This is a genomic window from Flavobacterium circumlabens (assembly GCF_004345565.1).
GTDB classification, from domain to species: Bacteria; Bacteroidota; Bacteroidia; order Flavobacteriales; family Flavobacteriaceae; genus Flavobacterium; species Flavobacterium circumlabens.
The window spans coordinates 71025-93526 of sequence record NZ_SLWA01000008.1; the positions used below are offsets into that span (position 1 = coordinate 71025).

Genomic DNA, 22502 nt, shown 5'->3' on the forward strand with positions numbered 1-22502 from the left:
TTATTCAGATTCTAAATATTAGAAATCGTAACGTAGAGCAAAGTTCCATGTTCTTCCAAATCCGAAGAAAACCTGGTTAACATTTGCTACACCATTGTAAAGCATGCCATTTGAAGCATATGTTCCCTTAGATCCAGCAGTTTGTCCTGTAGCTACTGGTAAGTTGTCATCTGCAAAAGTATTAGTTCTTGATTCAGCAATGTAAATTTTGTCAAATAAGTTGTTTACGTTTAATCTGAAATTAACAGATTTGTCTTTGTCTTTACCAACTAACATTTTATAAGAGAAACCTGCATCAACTAAACCGTAAGAAGGCAATTGTAATGCTCCTTTGTTGTTTGGATCTGAAAAGTTAATCGGGCTTAATCCAGCATATAATTTGTCGTTAAAGTTATAATTAGCATCAACAGTTACTCTTGTCAAAACTTCATAAGAAGCTCCTAAAGAAGCCGTCATTTGAGCAGCATCACCTACTTTTACTTTGTCCATGTACACAGGAGATGCAGTATATCCTACAACAGGCGTGTTGTCTGCCTGATAGTAAGCATTAACAGTTGCGTTTCCTTTGTACTCCCAGATTCCATAAGAGAACATAGCGTTAACTTTTAATTTTTCTGTGATGTTAGAATTTGCTTCTAATTCAAATCCAGAGTGTACCTCGTTTAGACCTAAGTATTCTGTATAAGTAGTTGCATCAGATGGTAATGCATTACCTTTTAAATATCTGTCATTCCAAGTTGTGTTGTAAACGTTTACTGTAGCATTAAAGAATCTTGAACGGAAACCATATCCAGCTTCAAATCCAATAATTTTCTCGTTAGTAAGGTTAGGGTTTACAGTTGATCTGTTGTTAGGGTAAACTGAGTTAAAGAATGGTTGTCTTGAGTAGTAACCAGCATTAACATAAACATTGTTTTTCTCGTTAAGGTTGTAGTTAGCACCACCTTTTACGTTTCCACCTAATATGTTTTCATAATCAGTAGATGTTAATGGATCAGTTGGTAAGTAAACAAAATCATCTTCTCTTTTGAATCCTTGTTGAGAGATCGCTCCCTGTACAAATGCAGTTAAGTTATCTTTAGAGTATTCTAATTGAGTAAATGCACCATACCATCTAACTTTTCCAGTACTGTTAAATGAGATTTTTTCGTAATTTTTCTTGTCGAAAACATTCCATTGAACATCTGTAGGGTAAGTTGCTGTAATATGTCTTCCAGCTGGTTTAAGGCTAGCAACAGTGTTGTCGTAGAATTCACCTCCACCTAGTAAATCATTTACTACTGTAAAGTGGTATCCTGTGTAAGTTCTGGCATCAATACCAAAATCTAAAGTCAACGTGTTACTTAGTTTTTTATTTAAATTGATAACAGCTCCAAACCAGTCATGAGAGTTGATAGAAGAAGTTTGTGAGATACCTGCCGTAGTATTGTATACATATGGAGATGCTGTTGTTCCGGCTCCAGATCTACCTGTGTTAGAACTGTTTTGGTAAACACCACCAATCATTGTTCTTGTTCTGTTTGCTCCATTAAAGAAAACTTGTCCTTGACCAGAGTTCCATGCTTGGATTTTGTCGTAATCAACCATTCCGTTTGGCAATACAAAAGCAGAACCATTGTATAAATTTCCTCCTACACCACCTGTTGCACCAGCACCAGCTCCACGACCCATAGAAGCGTAAAGAACAGAAGATAGTTTTGTAGTTTCGTTAATTTTATAATCCCAGTTAAAAGAGGCAACCGGTTTGTGATAGTAATTTTTTCTGATATTATACTCTTCACCATTTAAATATCCTGCATCAGCATTATATCTGATATTTGGATCAGTTAAAGAACCATATTTTTGGTATGTAGCAATTGTAGAAACAGTAGATCTTTGGTTGTGCCATTGTGGCGCTCCTGTTACTGTAATTTGAAAGTTGTGTTTGTCATCTTTAGTTCCATATCCTAAAGCGATAAAATAGTTAGATCCTTCGAATTGAGTACCATTGATATATCCATCTCCCATTGTTTGAGATAATAAAACAGAAGCAGATAATCCGTTACTTAATTTTCCTGTATTGTAAGATCCTTGGATTTTAAAGTTTCTAGCATTTCCAAATCCAGAAGAAAAAGATCCGCCTTCTTTCATGTCAGAAGATTTAGTAACAATATTGATAGTACCTCCAACAGAAGGAGTAGCCAATTTAGAAGAACCTAAACCTCTTTGAACCTGCATAGCAGATGTTACATCTGATAAACCAGCCCAGTTACTCCAGTATACAGAACCATTTTCCATGTCGTTTACTGGCATACCGTTAATCATAACAGCAATGTTGTTTTGGTTAAAACCACGAATGTTAATTCTGGAATCTCCAAATCCACCACCTGATTTAGTAACATAAACTGAAGGAGTGTTTCTTAAGATTTCAGGAAATTCCTGAGTTCCTAATTTTTCTCTGATTTCTGCAGCTTTAATAGTTGATACAGCTACAGGAGTTTTTCTGTCTTTTGCAATATCTACGATGCTGCTTTTTACGACAATCTCGCTTAATTCGTTTGAGTTAGCAGACAAAACGATTTCGCCTAAATTTGTTGTTCCACCATTTGAAACTGAAAATTGTAAAGTTTTGGAATCGTATCCTAGGTAAGTAATAACCAATTCTCCAGTACTAGTTTTAGCATCGATTGTAAATTTACCATCGAAATCTGTTGAAGTTCCACTTGGTGAACCTTTAACAGCTACGTTTGCACCAGGTAAAGTTGCACCTGAGGCATCGGTAATAGTACCGGTAACTTTTCCTTGAGAAAATACGGTTGAAACTACCATGAACAATAGTCCAGTTAGTAACCAATTTTTCATTGTCTTCATTTGTTTATTTAGTTTATTGTTTTTGGCAAAATTATAACATTAAAATCAGATAATGTTATCAAAATGTTAAGAAAAACTAATTTTGCTTAATTCATTGCGCATTAAAATGATTTTTCTTTTTTGTGTTAAATAAAATGATGTTTTCCTGATTTTAGAGGCCTATATTTTGTTAAAAACATAATAATTTGAACAGTGCTGTAGCCTTAAACGCTCAAATACGAAGGTTGGGTCTTCATTTGTTAGGAGGTTTATACGAAAAAACGCCTTAATTTGTGTTAAATTAAGACGTTTCAATATGTTGTGAAAAATTAAATTATTTGTTTTTCAAAAAATGATTCAATAAAAATGAAGTTGAGCTATCGTGATTTCTCACTGTTTTGGTATTTATTTCTTCTAAGATGGAATTTGCCAGTTGTTTCCCTAGTTCCACTCCCCATTGATCAAAGCTAAAAATATTCCAGATAACTCCCTGAACAAAAATTTTGTGCTCATATAAAGCGATCAGTGATCCTAAGCTTTTTGGAGTCAGTTTCTGAATCAGAATCGTATTAGTCGGTTTGTTTCCTGTGAAAACTTTAAAAGGCAATAGATAAGAGGCCTGTTCTGCAGCAAGACCTTGTTTGTCGAATTCTGCCTGAACCTGTGCAGCAGTTTTTCCATGCAGTAAAGCTTCGGTTTGGGCAAAAAAGTTGGACATTAATTTATCGTGGTGATCTTCATTTCCATACAAAGGTTTTACAAATCCGATAAAATCTGTTGGGATCAGTTTAGTTCCCTGGTGGATCAATTGAAAAAAAGCATGTTGGGAATTGGTTCCGGGCTCTCCCCAGATAATCGTTCCTGTTTGATAGTTTACCGGTTTTCCGTCACGGCCAACACTTTTTCCGTTGCTTTCCATAAAGGCCTGTTGCAGGTACGGAGCTAATTTTTGCAAGTATTGCGTATAGGGGATCAAAGCTTCGCTTTCGGCCCCGTAGAAATTATTATACCAAACGCTTAATAAGGCTAAGATCACCGGAATGTTTTCGTCAAATTCTGCCGATTTGAAATGCTCGTCCATTTCATTGGCGCCTTTTAGTAATTCATTATAATTATCAAAACCAACGGCAAGCGCAATGCTTAAACCAACGGCACTCCACAGTGAGAATCTTCCTCCAACCCAATCCCACATCGGGAAAACGTTGTCCGGATTAATGCCGAATTCTGTTACTTTCTGGATATTGGTAGAAACAGCAACGAAGTGTTTTGCAATATCCGCCTGAGTAGCCGATTTTAAAAACCATTCTTTAATCGTTTCAGAATTGGTTAAAGTTTCCTGTGTGGTAAAGGTTTTGGAAACAATGACGAAAAGGGTTGTTTCAGGATCTAATTTTTTAATGATTTCATTTACGTGATCTCCGTCAACATTGGAAACGAAATGCGTAGTTAAATGATTTTTGTAGAACTGCAAGGCTTCAACTGCCATGACCGGACCAAGGTCAGAACCTCCGATACCAATATTTACGATATCAGTAAATGCTTTTCCTGTAAAACCTTTTCTTTGTCCTGAAATGACTTCCTGTGTGAAGTTTTTGATTTTGTTTTTTACTTCGTAAACTTCCGGAATTACATTTTCTCTGTCAACCTTAATAGTCGCTGATTCCGGTGCACGCAAAGCAGTATGTAAAACGGCTCTGTTTTCGGTTTTGTTAATGATCTCTCCGTTAAAATAATCCGCAATTGCATTTTTTAATCCGATTGAGTTGGCCAGTTCTAATAGAAGAGATATAGTCTCCTGGCTAATATTGTTTTTAGAGTAGTCTACCAAAAAGTCATTCCATTGTAAATTAAATTTTTCAACACGTGCGTTATCCTGTTGAAATAATTCCTGTATGGTAGTTTCGTGAATTGCGTTATAGTGATTTTGCAGATTTTTCCACGCTTCAGTCCCGGTTGGGTTTGTTGTGTTTAAAGCCATTTTGTTGTCTAATTATAAAAGTGGTTATGACGCAAAAATACTGAAATTAGTTTTAAAAGTCTGCCGCTTCACAATTATATAACAAATTAGAAGAAAAATGAAGAATGTAAATTCTTATGAATCTTCCGGGTTTAAACCTTTACAAATTCCCAATACTGTCCAGTTCTCTTTTCAAAGGTTCAATTTGATTTAAGAAACGCGTTCTGTCATTTCCTCCTAAAGATTCTCCGGTTGGCAAATTAAGTCGAAGGGCGTCTACCTGAACTCCGTTTTTCCAGAAACGGTAACAAACGTGAGGTCCTGATGCCAGTCCGGTACTTCCTACCAGTCCTATTTTTTGTCCTTGTGTAACACGTTGTCCGCGTCGTACTAAAATTCTGGACATGTGTAAATATTGAGTAGAGTAGGTGCCGTTGTGTTTTACTTTTACAAAATTCCCGTTTCCTGCTGTGTATCCTGTTGCTTCCACAACTCCGGATGCAGTTGTAGAAATTGGAGTTCCGGTCGGGGCAGCATAATCTGTTCCTTTATGTGCTTTCCAGGTATGTTGTACAGGATGAAATCTGTTCATCGTAAAACGGGAAGTGATTCGGCTAAATTTGATTGGTGTTTTTAAGAAAAAGTTTTTCAGCGTTCTTCCCTGGTCATCATAATATTCTATTTTCCCGGAAAGGGAGTCTTTTTCAAAGGGGAAGGCATAAATGATTTTTCCTTTGTATTCAAAAAATGCCGCTTCCAGATCTTCAACCCCGTCATACACTTTGTTGTTTATAAAACGTTCTGTAAAAATTAGTCCGTAACGGTCGCCTTTCTTAAGTTTAAAAAAGTCAATAGACCACGAAAATACTTTGGTAATTCTGTTGGCAAGTGCGGTTTCCACACTTTCATTTCCTAAAGTTTCAGATAGGGAACTTTTTAAAACGCCGCCAATAATTTTACGTTTAAAGGTAACAGGTTTTACTTTTTTATAAGCTTTAGCAGTACTGTCCCTGAAATCGACTACATAATAAGTTAATGCGTCGGGCTGATAAATAAAAACCTGAAGTTTGTTTGTTTTGTTTTTTGATCGAAGAAGCGTGTAAGGCTTGTTGTAGCGAATAGACCTTACGTCAAAAGAATCTTTTACCTGCTCTACAATGTCATAAACCTTTTTGTCTCCAATATTCTGGCTTTGAAAGATGGATCCAAAGGAATCGCCTTTCTGGATAGTGTCCTGTAAAACATTAAAATCTGCGTAATTAAAACCAAATTCTACTTTTTTAGTTTTTGGTTTTGTAATTTTGATTTCGACTTTTTCTTCTGTTTTTTTACATGAAAATATTGAAAACAATATTATAATAATTACAACTGCTTTTTTCAAACTTTTAAATTTTTGTTGAGAAATTAAACGGTGGTTTCGTTTCCCCAATTGGACAATTCTTCTTCGGTCCACAATTTAGGAAAAAAGATGCGTCTTTGGTATTTTGGATGCATATATTTTTGCCAGTCGCTTCCCCCGGTGGCTTCGCCGTTTCCTTTCCCGCTTTCTAAGATGTATTTTCTTGCAGTATTGAGGTGTTGCATCACCCAGGTAATATTTACAGTATGGTCATAATGACGCATTGCTGTGATTAATACTTCATTCAATTGATCTTTTTCCGGCAGCTGTGTAAATTTTTGCCAGATATTTTTTGTCTTGAACGTGCTGATCTGACGCAAAAACTGATCTTTATACTTGTTTTCAAACTCCTGAAGCAAATATGACTTTTTCCCGGTTTGATAGTCCTTTCCTGCTGCCTGCCAATACAAATGTTCGAAACTGGTTTCTAAAGCTGTATTTTCGTCAAAGTCTGCTTTGTATCTGCGGTCTGTTAAGTTAATGACATCTGTAGAGGCAAATTCAATTAATCGGTATTGTGCACTCTGAAAACCACTTGCCGGAGTCAGGGTATTTCTAAATTTCATATATTGATCGACTTCCATTCCGTTTTCCATAATGCTGAACGAATTGGTCAGCATATCAAAATAACGGGTAATTCGGGATAATCTTTCGCTAAAAAAATCAACCTGAATGTTTTCGGTGTCGGCAATCTGATCAATTTCCCAAAGAATCATTTTGAAAATCAATTCATTTACCTGATGGTACATAATAAATACCATTTCGTCAGGAAGCGTAGTGCGTTGTATTTGAAGGTTTAAAAGAGCATCCGTCTGAATATAATCCCAATAGGTAATTGGTTTTGACCAAAGTAAGCCTTCAAGCTGAACGTCAGTTTTTTGGTTTATGGCTTGAAATTTAAGATCAATTTCTTTTAGGATCGATTCAGAATTATCTGTGGTGTTCATTATTTTTTTACTTTAAGGGGGCTTTTTAATCCTTTGTATTCGTCAAGATCTGCTTTTAGTGAACCTACGGCAAGATCTGCTTTTATTCTGACGGGAACTTTGTTGTCGTCGTCTGTTATCCAAAGCGTTACGCTTTCTTTTTCTTTAAAAACTCTTCCGGTTTGTACCAAGGGTTTAAACATCATGGTAGAAACGGTGCCAAATTTAGTTGTAATATCCTGACGGCCTATATATTTTAACTTAAATTTTGTGATTTCATCATCAAAAAACATGTCTATAGTAATCGCTTCGCCCGATTTCAGTTTGTCTATATTGGGATGGTTTCTTAAATAATAAAACGAAGAAATAATGTCTTGTACCGCATCAGAGGTTACTATTGTTTTTTCTGATTTACGTTTGTAGTCTTTTACTAAAACCCTGTTTTCATTTTGATTAAAAATACCTTCCTGATTCTTGGTATAACCACCTTCGTCAATTTTTCTGATGTAACGGTAAGGACTTCCGGTTTCTTTGTCAAAATAACTTTCGTATATATCTTCTACTTTGAAGAAAAACTTTGACATCCCGGTTGTGTAACCTTTACCCACAGCGTGAAAAACTTTCTTATTGTTTATGGTGGCATCTTTTACTTCAAGAGTAGCGTAACCGGCGTTTACAATTCCATAGTGAATGCGGAATTTGAAATATTCCCCTACGTCAAATGCATCTTCCTTAAAAGAATCAAAGCTAAGTGTCGTGAGGATTAATATAGTGAGAATTATTTTTTTCATAGGACTATTTTGACAGTTATGTTATAAAGATAAAAGCAAATTCTATTCCAAATGTACCAAAACAAAAAAACTCAGTCAAGTAATGACTGAGTTTTTATGCTATTAACTAACCAAAAAACTATAAATTATGAAATTTATATCAATTCGGAAGGAAACCACCCCTTCCTGATTTGCGAGTGCAAAGATAGATACAAAGTTCAGAAAATAAATAGCAAAAAGTGAGTTTAACATATCATTTGCATTAAAAGCAGTTTTTTACAGAGAATTTTTCTACATAATGTAAAAAAAAGACGTTTTTACAATGTTCCTCTCAATTCCTGTTCTCTCTCGATGGACTCAAAAAGTGCTTTAAAGTTACCCGCGCCAAAACCTTTTGCACCCATTCTTTGAATAATTTCGAAAAATAAGGTTGGTCTGTCCTGAACAGGTTTTGTAAATATTTGTAATAAGTAACCATCCTCATCGGCATCGACCATGATGGCTAATTTTTCAATTTCATTTAAATCTTCTTTCATCATTTCCATATGAACGCCTAATCTTTCGGGAATTGCCTGATAGTAAGTATGCGGCGGAGCAGATAAAAATTCAACACCTCTCGCTTTTAAGTCCGAAACAGTTTTGATTATATCATCAGTAGCAATAGCGATATGCTGAATTCCGGGTCCTCCGTAAAAATCCAGGTATTCTTCAATTTGTGATTTTTTCTTTCCTTCTGCCGGTTCGTTGATTGGGAATTTGATTCTTCCGTTTCCGTTTGACATTACTTTACTCATCAAAGCCGAATATTCTGTATTGATTTGTTTGTCATCAAATGAAAGGAAATTCACAAAGCCCATCACGTCTTCGTAAAATTTTACCCAGATGTTCATTTCGTTCCAGCCCACGTTTCCTACCATGTGGTCTATATATTTTAATCCTGTTGGTTCCGGATTGTAATCTGATTTCCATTCTTTGTAACCCGGTAAGAAAACACCGTTGTAATTTTTTCTTTCTACAAAAATATGAACCGTTTCTCCGTAAGTGTAAATTCCGGAACGTACTACTTCTCCAAATTCATCTGATTCTACAGTTGGTTCCATAAACGAACGAGCACCACGTTTCATAGTTTCTTCGTAAGCACTTCTCGCATCTTCAACCCAAAGAGCTGCCACTTTTACACCGTCCCCATGTTTTTTAAGATGTTCATGAATTGGTGAATCCTGTGTTAATGGAGTGGTCAAAACAATTCTGATTTTGTCCTGTTTCAGAACATAAGAGGCTTTGTCTTTTACTCCGGTTTCTAATCCCGCATAGGCTAATGACTGATATCCGAAAGCGGTTTTGTAATAATGTGCAGATTGTTTTGCATTTCCTACGTAGAATTCTACATAATCTGTTCCTAATAACGGAAGGAAATCCTGTGCTCCTTCAAATATTTTTTCTAATCCGTATTCTACTGATTTTACTTCTTTCATAATAATTAGATAATTTGACAATGAGAAAATGAGATAATTTTGAAATGTTTTAATTGGATCAATTTTCTAATTCCTCATCTTAGATGTTGATATTATTTTATTTAAAATTTTTAAAATTTCTGATAATTCATATAATAAATCTTTGCAATCCGGATAGCTTTTATGAGCGTCGCAGAGAAACAACCAATATTCTGTTTCGTCTGCTTCTTTAATTGCAATTTTTAATTTATGAATAAAATCTGCTTTACTTTCTGCGTTTTGGGATTCTTTTGAATTTGCTCCAATTGATGTTCCACTTTTTAATAATTGATTGGCAATTACAAACTTTTTTTGTTCTTATAGATCGCTTTTGTAGTCAATGATATTTAATGCAAAATTGAAAGTTTTTATTAAAAGAGCGTTGTCTTTGTATTGTTCGTTGAAAGTCATGTTTTAATTAGATAATTAGAAAATGCGTTAATGAGATAATCTTTTATACTTGTCAAAGATAATATTTTGTAGTCCAAGGACTACTTTTTAATCTCGTTAGAAATTGTCTGATTATCGATTGCCACATTTTCTAATTGATAAATTATCTAATTATCAAATTGGCACATTGACTAATTCTTTACTCCGTCCAGGATTTATAATACTGTCCATCATCAAGACCCATTGCTTCTTCCGTCACCATAAGTGGACGGAAAGTATCTACCATAACGGCTAATTCGTGAGTTTCTTTATGACCAATACTACGTTCCATTGCGCCGGGTGCCGGACCATGCGGAATTCCTTTGGGATGTAAAGTGATATGTCCCTGCTCTATATTGTTACGGCTCATAAAATCACCATCAACATAATACAGTACTTCGTCCGAATCAATATTGCTGTGGTTATAAGGTGCCGGAATTGCTTTTGGGTGATAATCGTAAAGTCGTGGGCAGAAAGAACAAACAACAAAAGTTGCCGTTTCAAAAGTTTGGTGTACCGGTGGTGGTTGGTGTACGCGTCCGGTTATAGGTTCGAAATTATGAATCGAGAATCCGTATGGAAAATTATAGCCGTCCCAGCCAACAACATCAAAAGGGTGTGTGGCGTAAACGACTTCGTGAATCATTCCTTCTTTTTTGATTTTAATTAAAAAATCACCTTTTTCGTCGTGCGTTTCCAATTCGCCCGGCAGAATAAAATCGCGCTCACAAAAAGGAGAATGTTCTAAATGCTGACCGGATTCGTTCTTGTAACGTTTCGGAGTATAAAAAGGAGAATAAGATTCGACGTAAAAGAGTCTGTTGTCTTCTGTTTCAAATTCGATTTGGTAGATAATTCCTCTTGGAATAATCAGGTAATCACCATATTCAAAAGGAATATTACCCAGCATGGTACGTAATTTTCCTTTCCCTTTATGGATAAAAAGCATTTCGTCGGCATCGGCATTTTTATAGAAATAATTTCGAAGGGATTCCTTAGGTGCTGCCAAACCAATAATACAGTCTTTGTTGACCATCATTGCTTTACGGCTGTCTAAAAAATCATTCTCCGGTTTTAGTTCAAAACCTTTAAATAATAATGATTTTATGTTTTTTCCGATTGCAATTTTAGGCTCAACCGAATAGGAGTTTATAATTTCCTTAACTTGTGTAGGTCTGTGAACATGATAGGACAATGACGAATGTCCGTGAAAACCTTCGGTTCCAAATAATTGTTCGTAGTAAAAACCTCCGTTTGGTTTCTCGAACTGGGTGTGTCTTTTTTGAGGAAAATCTCCAAGTTTATGATATAATGGCATGGCTTTTCAATTAGATAATTTATAAATTAGATAATTAGAAAATGTGAATTGTGAACAGATAATTAGCTCATTTTCTAAGTTGGCTAATTATTCAATTCGATAGCATTACTCCGGGTTTCTCTTAATGAGAAATTGAAGATACTCCAATAAACCTGTCCATTTTGTTTTCATTATAACAAATGTCGTAATTTTTATTGATTTAAATTACAAATTAAAATAAAAATCCGATACTAAACCAGGTAAAACTTTTTGACATTTCCGGAGACCAGGAATGTTTAACTTCAATTGGTCCAATAATCGTTTCCAGTCCGTAACCTACGGCATATCCCGAATATTTAGGCATTGAGATCCAGTCTACTGTGGTGAAAATATCATCACCAAGGTTGGCATAATTGGCAGATATATTGACGTGATTTTTTTTGAAGATCTCGTAATCCAGTGTAATGTCTGATTTAATATAGCTGTTTCCTGCAATACTTAAAAAGTCGTATCCGTAAAAATAATTGAAATTGTTTATTTTGCTGTAACCATATCCTCCGAGTATGAAATTAAAAAACGGAACACTGTCGCTTCCTATATTAAATCCTGCATCGGCTCCGATTTTGAATGTTGCTTTTCTGAAAAGTTTGCCCGCAAATGCAATTTCCGCCTTTGCAATTGAGAAAGGCTTAAATTGTTTGGTGTAATCCGATGAAGCTAAATAAGTTTGTAAACCGGATGAAAAATACAATCCCGAACGGGGAAAACTTTTGCTGTCAAAGGAATCATATTTTAAATAACCAAAAACGCTGAAATAACTGCTTCTTTCAATAATGTTCTCCGTGTCGGAAAGTGTTGGCGAATCTATTTTTAAGTACTTGTATTCAAGCCCGCCACCCATAAGAAATTTTTGCACAAATATGGTCTGGAAATAGGCCTGATTGGTTAAATCTAAAAAATCAACATTAATGAGATTTACATTTTCAGTGTCGAAATTACTGATGTTGGTCGTAACATTTCTGTTAAACTTACTTAATTTTGACTGAAACCCGAAGCTGATGTTAAAACCATTTTCGACATAATAGTTTAAATCGTATCTGAAATTATCCCCTAAAATAATGTCAAGTGAGGTTATGTCATTTTTTAAGAATGTTTTTTTATGGGTAAGGTTTAATAAAATTCCGCTTTTGTAAAGACCGTCGTAATGCAATCCAAGTTTTAAAAAAGTCTGTGTCGGATTTTCCTGCAATACAAGGTCTAAATTATCCTGATTGCCATCAGGCTGCAGGCAATAGGATATAGTACTAAAGTTTTGTGTAGCATTCAGATTATTTATTCCGGTTCTCAGATCCTCATATGTTATAGTGCTTCCGGGTTTAAAACGAAGTTTACCACGAATATATTCTCTGGTATAATTATCTAACGGATCACTGTTTATTTTTTTAATCTCAATGGTATCCGTACTTATCTTTAGTTTTGGTTTTTTATAAAAATGCTCTTCATCTGTCAATGATTTAATTTTCTCATAGACGGCAAAAGCGGCTTCTTCACCTTTTCGGATTATTTCTTCCCCTTTATCAAATGAAATTACCCCGTAATCCCGAATGTCGGGTTTTATATAAACATCGGTATCTTTTACCTTGCTTTTCATCTTATCAATCGACTGCAGATTGGTAATCTGTACCAGTATTCGGGTAGCATTTTTAAGACCTTTTCGATTTAATAAATCATCCTGTACATCGACACCAATTATGATGTCTGCACCCAGATTTCGAACCTCTTTTATCGGATAATTGTTCACAACCCCGCCATCAACCAGTAATTTCCCATCAATTTCTACGGGAGTAAACAACGATGGAAAAGCAGCACTTGCCATCATGGCCTGAACGAGATTGCCTTTGTTAAGCAAAACTTCTTCTCCTGTTTCTATATTGGTTCCAATACACAAAAACGGAGTTGGTAGTTTATTGAAATCACGAACATGACGTACGTTTCGGGTCAGACTGCTCAATAAATTGTAGTTGTACATTCCTTTTGAAAGTGCTTCCGGAATGCCAATTCTGAAATTGCTGAAAGGCAAAACGATAGCATATAACTCATCATTTCTTTTGCCATAAAAGTTTTTCGAGGAACGCGGAATGTAATCGTTTATTAATTCGTCGAAATTGGTTTTCTTGAAAATAGAATCAATTTGGGAAGCATTGTAACCGGAAGCATAAAGTCCGCCAATAACAGATCCCATGCTGGTTCCGCCGATGTAATCTATTTTTATCCCGGCTTCTTCCAATACCTTTAAAACTCCAATATGAGCAAATCCTTTAGCGCCTCCGCCACTTAAAACCAAACCAATTTTGGGTCTTTTAATACTGTCTTGTTTTTTGTCTTGTGAAAAGGAATGTAGCGAAAACAGCATAACCAATAGTAAAACAGCTGTGTTTACACCCCGGGAGGAAATAGAAAAATTGGAGAGAAAAAAATCTTTTAATCGTATGTTTGGAAAGGACAGCTGGATAAGGCTCATAGAATTAGCTGGTTTGTTCTGTAAAAGTCGGAAATATTATTGAACTTTACAGGTCAATTTTGTTTTTAATAACATTATTTCTTCGTTAATATCAGATTTTGTTTTTTGTCAAATTTCCAGATATCGGTATGCCATTTTGCACCACCTCTACAACTGGATTGAAATGTTTTTCTTTTTTTATTTATTTGTACATCACAAAATTCATCACATTCCGGATTATAGTTTAAAGGCATTTTTAATTTTTTGAATTGTTGATTTGCAGGGTTGTAGATAAATATTTGATATATGGTGTAAACGCCCATTCCGTCATCTGTTCTGTATACTGCAAAATCTTTATAACCATCAAAATTGTAATCTTCTGTTACAAAATGCATCTCTTTATCGGTAATGGATGTTTCGATATAATCAATATTTTGTGTTTTAGTATTTTTAGAATTGGTGATTTCTAATTTTTCAAAATTATTGACAACTTTAATTTTTATTTGTGTTTGGTCTTTCTGATGAAATTCAATATTCTTCTGACAATAACAATGGCAGGAAAAGAATATCATGAGGCTTAAAAAGAATATTTTCATCTGATTAGGATTGATTGTTACTGTAAAAGGAAACAATTTTTTTTGCTTTGGACGGACCTACTACATCCGATATTTCTTTTTCCGAGGCTAATTTTAATCTTTTAACACTTTTGAAATGCTGGATTAAGGTCAGCATCGTTTTTTCACCAATTCCGGGAATGCTTTCCACAGAAGAATTGAGTGCTGCCTTGCTGCGTTTGTCGCGATGAAAAGTAATTCCAAATCGATGCGCTTCATTTCGTAATTGCTGGATTACTTTTAGTGTCTCCGATTTTTTATCGAGGTATAACGGAATCGAATCTCCGGGATAAAATAACTCTTCAAGGCGTTTTGCAATTCCGATGATGGCAATTTTGCCGCGCAGTCCCAATTCATCTATACTTTTTAAAGCGGCAGATAATTGTCCTTTACCACCGTCAATAATAATAAGCTGTGGCAAAGGTTCTTTTTCGTCTAATAACCGTTTGTAACGACGATAAACGATTTCGGTCATCGAAGCAAAATCATCAGGGCCTTCCACCGTTTTTACATTAAAATGGCGGTAATCTTTTTTACTGGCTTTTCCGTCTTTAAAAACAACACAGGCCGCAACAGGATTTGTACCCTGAATGTTCGAGTTGTCAAAACATTCTATATGACGCGGTTCTACCGGCAATCGCAAATCTTTCTGCATCTGTGCCATAATACGATTGGTATGGCGATCGGGATCTACAATCTGCAATTGTTTGAGTTGTTCTATGCGGTAAAATTTTGCGTTTCGAATCGATAAGTCCAGAATCTGTTTTTTGTCTCCAAGCTGTGGTACCGTTGTTTTGATATTTTCTCCCAAATCAATTTCAAACGGAACAATAATTTCTTTTGACAATAAATGAAAACGTTCCCGAAGTTCTATTATCGCAAGTTCGAGTAATTCCTCGTCGCTTTCGTCCAGTTTTTTCTTTATTTCTAAAGTATGCGAACGAATAATCGATCCGTGAGAAATCTGTAGAAAGTTGACATAGGCAGCGCTTTCGTCGGATACAATCGAAAAGACATCAATATTGGTGATTTTCGGATTTACAATAGTGGATCTCGACTGGTAATTTTCCAGAACTTCTATCTTTTCTTTTATTTTCTGGGCTTCTTCAAAATGCAAATCCTGAGCATATTTTGTCATTAACCGCTTGAAATCTTTCATGCTTTCCTTGAAATTTCCTTTCAGGATTTCACGGATCGCATCCACTTGTTTCTGATAGTCTTCCAGGGATTCCAGACCTTCGCACGGACCTTTGCAATTGCCAATATGATATTCGAGGCAAACTTTAAATTTTCCTGAATTGATATTGGGCTGGTTTAAGTCGTAGTTGCAGGTACGGAGCGGATACAATTCTTTGATTAAATCCAGAATCGTATGCACGGTTTTAAAACTCGTATAAGGGCCGAAATATTCAGAGCCGTCTTTGACCATTCTTCGCGTCGAAAATATTCTTGAAAAAGGCTCTCTTTTAATACAGATCCAGGGATAACTTTTGTCGTCACGCAATAAAACGTTGTAGCGGGGCTGCAAAGTTTTGATTAGGTTGTTTTCCAGCAAAAGTGCATCGGTTTCAGTAGGAACTACAATATGTTTTATGGTTACGATTTTCCTGACCAGAACATTTGTTTTTCTCGTATCGTGAATTTTATTGAAGTAGGAAGAGACTCTTTTTTTTAAATTTTTTGCTTTTCCGACATACAATATTTTATCGTCTTTGTCATAATATTGATACACACCGGGATTGTCCGGTAAGGTTTGAATTTGGAGTTCTAAAGACGGTTTTGACATTCTGTTTTGTTTCTGAAGAGACTGAAAAAGCTTTTTCAAAAACGATTCTGATTTTGATAATAAGCTTAACAGTGATTTAGTTTCAAATTTACGAAATCAAAAGAATAATTTCTATATTTAGATTTTATAATTCTATATGAAAAATAACAAAACCATGATTATTTTTGGCGAGTCGATTTTGCCGGGAGAAAATAGAACCATAAACGTCGAAATTGCCAGATTACATACCACTACAAAACTCAATATTCCTGTTATTGTGCGTCGTTCCAAACTAGAAGGCCCGGTAGTTTTATTCTCGGCCGGAATTCACGGAGACGAAATAAACGGAATTGAGATTGTACGTCAGCTTATTAGCAAAAAGATCAACAGGCCCACTAGAGGGACGATTATTTGTATTCCGATTATTAATATTTATGGTTTTGTAAATAAATCCAGGGAGTTCCCTGACGGAAGAGATTTAAATCGTGTCTTTCCCGGAAGTAAAAAAGGTTCTCTGGCAAGCCGTTTTGCTTTTCATATTGTTGCGGAAGTTTTGCCCATTTTAGATTATGCAGTCGATTTTCATGCCGGTGGTGCGAGCAGATTTAATGCCCCTCAGATCAGAATCACCGAAAATAATCCGGAACTGAAACTTTTGGCGGATGTTTTTAATGCGCCGTTTACCTTGTACTCTAAAAATATTAATGGTTCTTTTAGAAACACATCCGAAAAGGCAAATGTAAAAATGCTGCTTTTTGAAGGAGGAAAATCATTGGATATCAATAATGATATTGCCAATGAAGCCGTGATGGGAGTAAAGCGTTTGTTGCATTATTTGAATATGCTGGATCCCAAACAAGTTGTTGACGAGGCAGAAGATCCGTCCATCTATATCAAAAATTCGATTTGGTTAAGGGCCAAATGTTCCGGTTTATTGCATGATTTTAATATGATTGGAAGATTTGTAACCAAAGGAACTATTCTGGCTATAATTACAGATCCGTTTGGTAAATTTGAGCAGAAAGTAAAAGCGCCTCATGATGGCTTTGTTATTAATGCCAATCATTCGCCGATCGTCTACGAAGGCGATGCGATTTATCATATTTCTAAAAACGCTCCCGAAAACGCTCCCGAAAATGCTCTCGAAAATGCCGACGAATAAAAAAGAATTACGACTACAATATAAGCATCTCAGAAAAGAATTGTCGGCTGATGACATCGAAGAAAAAAGCCTGATGATTGCCAACAATTTACTACAGTTGCCGATTTGGAATAAAACCTACTATCATCTTTTTCTTCCTATCGAAGAGCAAAAAGAAATCAATACAGAATATGTACTGCATTTGCTTTCCGGAAAGGATAAGGAAATTGTGGTTTCTAAAAGTGATTTTGAAACCCGCGCGATGGCTCATTTTTTATTGACTGATAATACGAAAATAAAGAAAAACGAGTATAACATTCCGGAACCTGTAAACGGATTGCCGGTTGCATCTCAAATGATTGAACTTGTTTTTGTGCCACTGCTGGCTTTTGATATTTTAGGAAATCGAGTGGGTTACGGAAAAGGTTTCTACGATAAATTCTTAGCAGAATGTAAACCGGAAACCATCAAAATCGGACTTTCTTTTTTTGAAGCGGAAAGCCAAATTGAAGATGTTTTTGAATTGGATATAAAATTAGATTATTGTGTGACGCCTGAAAAAACGTATGCGTTTTGATTAAATCCCAAACAACAAATCCCAAATTCCGATCTTAAATTTTGGAATTTGGGATTTGTTGTTTAAAAAGATAATCTAATTATTTTACTTCCTTGATAGTGGAAGCATCAATCCAGCCTTCTGTTCCGTCTGTTAATTCGATTTTTTTCCATTTGTCCAGCGTCTCGGTTACATAAACTTTTGCACCTTCGTGTAATAAAATAATAGCTGAACCTGCTTTCTGAGGTTCGCTTCTCACTTCACTGATCTCAGCAAAAACAATTGCCGGGCGATCATTATTAAAATGATCTTTTTCAGACATTCCTGCAGCAACGCTTAAAAGCAGGGCAACCAGAATAATAAACATTCCGATAAAATAAATTCTTTTCATGAGGGTGTGTTGCGAGAAATAGTATCCAATAAAGCTCAGCAAAAAAATAAAACCAATTGCGACAGAAATTTTTGCCCAGGTATTATAATCAAAGATCCCTGTGAAATTCTGGATTAGTTTTGCAAAACCAACTTTTGGAACTTCCTTTATTTCGTCAATCGTCAGTTTTTTAGCGAATTTTAAATTGTTTAAGGTTTGAGAATCATTAGGTTTTAAAACCAAAGCTTTCTCATAATTGTAAATAGAAGGCGCAACCTTATTGAGTTTGTAGTAACAATTCCCCAGATTGTAATACAACTCAGCCGATTGCTGTTTGTCTTCTTTTATAATATTTTCATATTCCTCAACTGCCTGCTGATATTGTCCTTTTAAGTATAAATCGTTCCCTTTTTCAAAGCTGCTTTGAGCAAAGAAAACCTGAGAAATTAATAAAAAGAGATATAGTATATTTTTCATTTTATTTTCTTTAAACCTGAAAGATTTTTGATACCTGTCAGGTTTGATTTTAGAATTTAAATTTAAACGATCTGCTTTTCTAATTCCGAAATAATCGAAACAGCTTTGTCATAATCCTGCTGAATTGATGCACTTGATGCCGGAGCATAACGCGCAAACTCACAGTTTTCAGTTAAATCGATAAAACTCTGAACGGTTTCCGGATTAGCATTTCTGGATAACAACAATTCGCGGATATTGTCTTTGCTCATTTCTGAAGTTTCAATGTGTAATTTGGCTTTCAGGAAATTATGCATCGCTTTTTCGAGTGCAATGTAAAAAGGCTCTTTATTATTAAGCTGTTTTTTAGCTTCAGATAAATATTTTTTAGCCAGTTTATTGTTCATTTTAATTCTGTTTCCAGTCACATCACTGTCAATTGCCTCTTTTTTCTTCTTAGCCAAAATGATAATTGGAATAATTATAAAAGGCAGTAACAACAATCCGTAATACAGGTCAGAACCATAGAAATCGTTTGTGGCTATCGAAAGTAATGTTGTTTTAGTTCTTATATATTTAAATTGTTCTGTTTTCGATACAACATTTTTTGATGCGTTTGCAGCAGTATTTGCCTCAGTCTGCATTGGTCCGTCTAAAACATCAACCATAATTTCCTGAGAAGTAATGGTTTTATAAGAACCTGTATTCAGATCGAAATAAGAAAACTGCATTGGCTTGATAGCATATTTTCCTTTATACTGCGGAATAATAGTATACTTATCTGAGATTCTTCCGGACATTCCGGCTAATGAAGTCGTTACTTTTTCGTCATGTACCGGATCATACATTTCTAATGCATTAGGTACAACCGGTTTTGGTAAAGTAAACAATTTCATGTTTCCGGATCCTGTAGCACTTACAAATAAGTCCAGGCTTTCTCCGTTTTTCAATGTCGTTTTAGATGGCGTAACGGTAAAGCTGAATTTACCTACGGCACCACTGAATCCTTCCGGTTTGCTGGTTTCAGGAAGTGGTTTTACATTAATTGTTTTAGCTCCGGCCGAAACAATTTTGTTGTCTTCTGATAGTATCATCTGACCAAACATGTCGCGACGATTGGTTGGCAATTGCACTCCAATATCTAATGAAAGCGGTTCAATAGTAAGCTTTCCTGATTTCTGAGGATATAAAATCGTTTTTTTCAGGATTACGAAATAACATCTTTGTCCATTATGAGTTCCTTCTTCTGTAGTCAGTCGTTGGATTTCTATATTTTGGTTCCAGAAATCATTGTATTTTGGTTTTGCCAGTTCTTTAAAGCCGGTAACACCAATATTATTAAAGTATAATTTGTAAACAACTGTTATGGGTTCATTCAGATACGGATTTGTTTTTGAAATTTCCGCAACAAGATCCAGTGTTTCGCTTCCGGCGCCCTGTGGTCTGTCATTAGGATCTCTTTCCTGGGCAACAGCATTGGTAACCACTATCTTTATGGGAGCTGTTTTGTAGACCTGTCCATTAAATTCTATAGAGGCCTGTCTGATGGTAACAGTTCCTTTTTGTGCGGGTTGTAAAATATAGGAATATGCTTTCTGAAAAGAACTACGTCCGTTTATCCAGGATTGACTTACCTGCTGACTTGGTCCTGCAACAACTCTGAATCCTTCAAATGCAGGCTGCTCAAAATTATCTCCATCAACATTCATGATAAAGTCAATTCGAAGTCTTTCATTTACTCCAAGCGTAGTTTTAGTTACTTTGGCTTCAAATTGAACCTGAGCCATAAGCCCCTGAAAAGTGAATAGTAATAGAATTAAATATCTTTTCATTAAATTATTTCAGTTTTTATTGAACTGTTTAATTATTAGTTAGTTTAATCGGTTTTTTTTAAGTTTTATTGTTTATTGGAATAAACAGTTAAACGGTAGATAACCCGGAAAGCTACCAGTCTTTTTCTGTTTTTTTAGGACTTCCCTTTACTTTTTGAGCGTTGACTTTATCCTGAATTTTCTTTTCTTCGTTATTAACGGCGTCTAATAAATTCTGAACACGTTCTTTTGAAATTCCTCCGGGCATTGGTTTTGGCTCTCCTTTATTGTCTGATTTGTCATCTTTCTTCGGATCGTTTTTACCGTCTTTTTTATCCTTGTCTTTATCGCCTTTGTCGTCTTTTTTATCTTTATCCTTATCCTTGTTTTTATCCTTATCCTTGTCCTTATCTTTGTTTTTGTCTTTATCCTTATCCTTGTTTTTGTCTTTGTTTTTATCGTTTTTCGGAGGATTTTCTTTTAGTTTTTGTTTGGCGTATGCATAGTTGTAGCGCGTTTCATCATCAGTTGGGTCATTACGCAACGCTTGTTTGTAAGCTTCCACCGCCTGCGTATAATCTTTCTCTTTCATGAAAACATTTCCTAAATTGTGAAAAGCCTTGTGTTTGTCAGGTCTCGTCTTGGCATTTTTTATGGCTTTGACATACGCCAGTTTGGCTTCAGAAGCCTGATTTTGTCTGTAAATGGTATTTCCTAAATTATAAGAAGCAATACCGCGTTTCGGGAATTTTGATTCCGAAATTCTATAATTTGCTTCAGCATCAACAAATTTATTCTGCTTATATTCTTCATTGGCATCAGGCAATGTCTTGTCTTTCTCCTGAGCCGAAACTGCTAAAGAAAACGTTAGTAAAATATAAAGAAGTAAATTTTTCATTCTAATTTATTTATTTTTTTATTTGCCATGAAAGGCACCAATTTTCACTAATTAGATTTTTTTTATTTGAATTTCAAAAAGAGAAAATTAAAAACGCTCTCTTTTTGTGTAAATTCGAGTAATTAGTGGCTAATCTTATTGTTTCTTTTCGTTAAATAAATTCAACTCTTTTATCCAGTTTGTTTTTCTTTCCAAAAGGAAAATATCCAAAAACAACAACAGGAATGCAAAGCCGATAAACCATTGAAATTGCGACTGAAAATCGGCCATTTGTGTGGCTTCAAATTCTGTTTTCTGAATGTTGTTCAGCGCATTTTTCACATATTCTAAAACTTCCTTTGTATTTCCGCCATACACATAACCGCCTTTAGTAGCTTTAGCAATAGCTTTTAAGCCTTCCTGATTTAGTTTGGTAATAACAGTTCCTCCATTTTGATCTTTTTGGTAGCTTTTGACAACACCATCTTCTTTCAACGGAATTGTTCCTCCTTTTTCAGTTCCAACACCAATGGTGATGATTTTCATTCCCAGTTTATTGGCTTCTTCGGCTGCAGCAGAAGCTCCTTCCGAGTGATCTTCCCCGTCAGAAATCAGAATCAGTAATTTACTGGTTTTGCTTTTTTCATCAAAATAAGTAGAAGACAATCTGATTGCGTCGTCAAGGGAAGTTCCCTGAGACGAAACCATATCAGGAGTCATACTTTGCAGGAACATTTTGGCTACACTGTAGTCAGACGTAATTGGTAAAACCGGGAAAGCACTTCCCGCATAAGCTACAATTCCAATCCTGTCACTTCCCAGATTGTTGATAATCTGTGAAACCAATTGTTTGCTTTTTTCTAAACGGCTTGGTGCCACATCTTCGGCCAGCATACTTTTAGAAACGTCAACGGCAAAAACAATGTCGATACCTTCACGTTTTACTGTTTCCATTTTGGTTCCAATCTTCGGATTCACTAATCCAATAATTAAAAAGGCAAGAGCCAAAAGCATTACCGATATTTTTAATACAGGTTTGAAAACAGAACTTTCCGGGCTCAGTCTTTTTACTATTTCCAGATCACCAAATTCACGTTGTTTTTTTCTTTTCCAATACATATTGAAAAGAAAAACACACACCACAATTGGGAGTAAGAATAAAAGGTATAAATATTTTTTTTCGTCTAATTCCATAAATGTTTTAAAATTTCAATCCTCATCGTTGCGGGGATAAATTCCAAATTCCAACTTTTTGCCTTTATCTTCAATTTTTAAATCCAATTCCAATTCAAATTGGAAATTGGAATTTTAA

16 protein-coding genes and 1 pseudogene are annotated in these 22502 nt (G+C 35.3%); 2 read left to right on the plus strand and 15 right to left on the minus strand.

Translation table 11 applies throughout. From position 1 onward, the window contains the following. Positions 1-18 precede the first annotated feature (18 nt). From EV142_RS17905 to uvrC, 11 genes and pseudogenes are all read right to left on the minus strand, one after another. Complete coding sequence (locus tag EV142_RS17905) at positions 19-2850, minus strand: TonB-dependent receptor (protein ID WP_132037219.1); 2832 nt, start codon at positions 2848-2850, stop codon at positions 19-21. 313 nt (positions 2851-3163) lie between these two features. After that, positions 3164-4807 carry a glucose-6-phosphate isomerase gene (gene pgi, locus EV142_RS17910; protein WP_132037220.1) on the minus strand — a complete coding sequence of 548 codons (1644 nt, stop codon included), beginning with the start codon at positions 4805-4807 and terminating at the stop codon, positions 3164-3166. A gap of 139 nt (positions 4808-4946) precedes the next feature. Next, entirely contained in the window at positions 4947-6167 is a 1221-nt protein-coding gene (locus EV142_RS17915; RefSeq protein ID WP_132037221.1) for a M23 family metallopeptidase, read from the minus strand. Between the two features lie 23 nt (positions 6168-6190). Further along, on the minus strand, positions 6191-7132 hold the full coding sequence (locus tag EV142_RS17920) for a tryptophan 2,3-dioxygenase family protein (RefSeq protein ID WP_132037222.1): 942 nt from the start codon (positions 7130-7132) through the stop codon (positions 6191-6193). Next, positions 7132-7902, minus strand: a complete 771-nt coding sequence (locus tag EV142_RS17925) for a DUF3108 domain-containing protein (protein WP_132037223.1) — start codon at positions 7900-7902, stop codon at positions 7132-7134. The genes EV142_RS17920 and EV142_RS17925 overlap by 1 nt, the downstream gene beginning before the upstream one ends. 296 nt (positions 7903-8198) lie before the next feature. Continuing rightward, a complete protein-coding gene (hppD, locus tag EV142_RS17930) occupies positions 8199-9359 on the minus strand; it encodes a 4-hydroxyphenylpyruvate dioxygenase (protein WP_132037426.1) in 1161 nt (386 codons plus the stop codon). 63 nt (positions 9360-9422) lie between these two features. Beyond that, a pseudogene (locus tag EV142_RS17935) lies at positions 9423-9677 on the minus strand (four helix bundle protein); the annotation flags it as partial. Between the two features lie 286 nt (positions 9678-9963). Beyond that, a complete protein-coding gene (locus EV142_RS17940; protein WP_132037224.1) occupies positions 9964-11121 on the minus strand; it encodes a homogentisate 1,2-dioxygenase in 1158 nt (385 codons plus the stop codon). Positions 11122-11332: 211 nt separating this feature from the next. Further along, positions 11333-13621 (minus strand): patatin-like phospholipase family protein, encoded by a 2289-nt coding sequence (locus EV142_RS17945; RefSeq protein WP_132037225.1) that lies wholly within the window; start codon positions 13619-13621, stop codon positions 11333-11335. A gap of 74 nt (positions 13622-13695) precedes the next feature. After that, positions 13696-14196, minus strand: coding sequence for an XAC2610-related protein (locus tag EV142_RS17950; protein WP_132037226.1), 501 nt, complete (start codon positions 14194-14196; stop codon positions 13696-13698). A gap of 4 nt (positions 14197-14200) precedes the next feature. Beyond that, positions 14201-16000 carry an excinuclease ABC subunit UvrC gene (uvrC, locus tag EV142_RS17955; RefSeq protein WP_132037227.1) on the minus strand — a complete coding sequence of 600 codons (1800 nt, stop codon included), beginning with the start codon at positions 15998-16000 and terminating at the stop codon, positions 14201-14203. A gap of 136 nt (positions 16001-16136) precedes the next feature. Here uvrC and EV142_RS17960 point away from each other — a divergent pair, with 136 nt between their 5' ends. Together EV142_RS17960 and EV142_RS17965 are read left to right on the plus strand one after the other, a co-directional pair. Next, positions 16137-17141 (plus strand): succinylglutamate desuccinylase/aspartoacylase family protein, encoded by a 1005-nt coding sequence (locus EV142_RS17960; protein WP_132037228.1) that lies wholly within the window; start codon positions 16137-16139, stop codon positions 17139-17141. Next, positions 17128-17697 (plus strand): 5-formyltetrahydrofolate cyclo-ligase, encoded by a 570-nt coding sequence (locus EV142_RS17965; protein WP_132037229.1) that lies wholly within the window; start codon positions 17128-17130, stop codon positions 17695-17697. The genes EV142_RS17960 and EV142_RS17965 overlap by 14 nt, the downstream gene beginning before the upstream one ends. Positions 17698-17776: 79 nt before the next feature. Here the strand turns inward: EV142_RS17965 and EV142_RS17970 are convergent, their stop codons facing one another. From EV142_RS17970 to EV142_RS17985, 4 genes are all read right to left on the minus strand, one after another. After that, positions 17777-18523 carry a tetratricopeptide repeat protein gene (locus EV142_RS17970; protein WP_132037230.1) on the minus strand — a complete coding sequence of 249 codons (747 nt, stop codon included), beginning with the start codon at positions 18521-18523 and terminating at the stop codon, positions 17777-17779. Positions 18524-18585: 62 nt separating this feature from the next. After that, positions 18586-20334, minus strand: coding sequence for a BatD family protein (locus tag EV142_RS17975; RefSeq protein WP_132037231.1), 1749 nt, complete (start codon positions 20332-20334; stop codon positions 18586-18588). 112 nt (positions 20335-20446) lie between these two features. Then, on the minus strand, positions 20447-21211 hold the full coding sequence (locus tag EV142_RS17980) for a tetratricopeptide repeat protein (protein ID WP_132037232.1): 765 nt from the start codon (positions 21209-21211) through the stop codon (positions 20447-20449). A gap of 135 nt (positions 21212-21346) precedes the next feature. Continuing rightward, positions 21347-22384 (minus strand): vWA domain-containing protein, encoded by a 1038-nt coding sequence (locus tag EV142_RS17985; RefSeq protein WP_132037233.1) that lies wholly within the window; start codon positions 22382-22384, stop codon positions 21347-21349. Positions 22385-22502 lie beyond the last annotated feature (118 nt).

What these genes read in the sequence shown, in the direction of transcription:
- EV142_RS17905 (WP_132037219.1), bottom strand. Translation starts at nt 2,850, where the DNA reads ATGAAGACAATGAAAAATTGGTTACTAACTGGACTATTGTTCATGGTA.
- pgi (WP_132037220.1), bottom strand. Translation starts at nt 4,807, where the DNA reads ATGGCTTTAAACACAACAAACCCAACCGGGACTGAAGCGTGGAAAAAT.
- EV142_RS17920 (WP_132037222.1), bottom strand. Translation starts at nt 7,132, where the DNA reads ATGAACACCACAGATAATTCTGAATCGATCCTAAAAGAAATTGATCTT.
- EV142_RS17925 (WP_132037223.1), bottom strand. Translation starts at nt 7,902, where the DNA reads ATGAAAAAAATAATTCTCACTATATTAATCCTCACGACACTTAGCTTT.
- EV142_RS17940 (WP_132037224.1), bottom strand. Translation starts at nt 11,121, where the DNA reads ATGCCATTATATCATAAACTTGGAGATTTTCCTCAAAAAAGACACACC.
- EV142_RS17945 (WP_132037225.1), bottom strand. Translation starts at nt 13,621, where the DNA reads ATGAGCCTTATCCAGCTGTCCTTTCCAAACATACGATTAAAAGATTTT.
- EV142_RS17950 (WP_132037226.1), bottom strand. Translation starts at nt 14,196, where the DNA reads ATGAAAATATTCTTTTTAAGCCTCATGATATTCTTTTCCTGCCATTGT.
- uvrC (WP_132037227.1), bottom strand. Translation starts at nt 16,000, where the DNA reads ATGTCAAAACCGTCTTTAGAACTCCAAATTCAAACCTTACCGGACAAT.
- EV142_RS17960 (WP_132037228.1), top strand. Translation starts at nt 16,137, where the DNA reads ATGAAAAATAACAAAACCATGATTATTTTTGGCGAGTCGATTTTGCCG.
- EV142_RS17965 (WP_132037229.1), top strand. Translation starts at nt 17,128, where the DNA reads ATGCCGACGAATAAAAAAGAATTACGACTACAATATAAGCATCTCAGA.
- EV142_RS17970 (WP_132037230.1), bottom strand. Translation starts at nt 18,523, where the DNA reads ATGAAAAATATACTATATCTCTTTTTATTAATTTCTCAGGTTTTCTTT.
- EV142_RS17975 (WP_132037231.1), bottom strand. Translation starts at nt 20,334, where the DNA reads ATGAAAAGATATTTAATTCTATTACTATTCACTTTTCAGGGGCTTATG.
- EV142_RS17980 (WP_132037232.1), bottom strand. Translation starts at nt 21,211, where the DNA reads ATGAAAAATTTACTTCTTTATATTTTACTAACGTTTTCTTTAGCAGTT.
- EV142_RS17985 (WP_132037233.1), bottom strand. Translation starts at nt 22,384, where the DNA reads ATGGAATTAGACGAAAAAAAATATTTATACCTTTTATTCTTACTCCCA.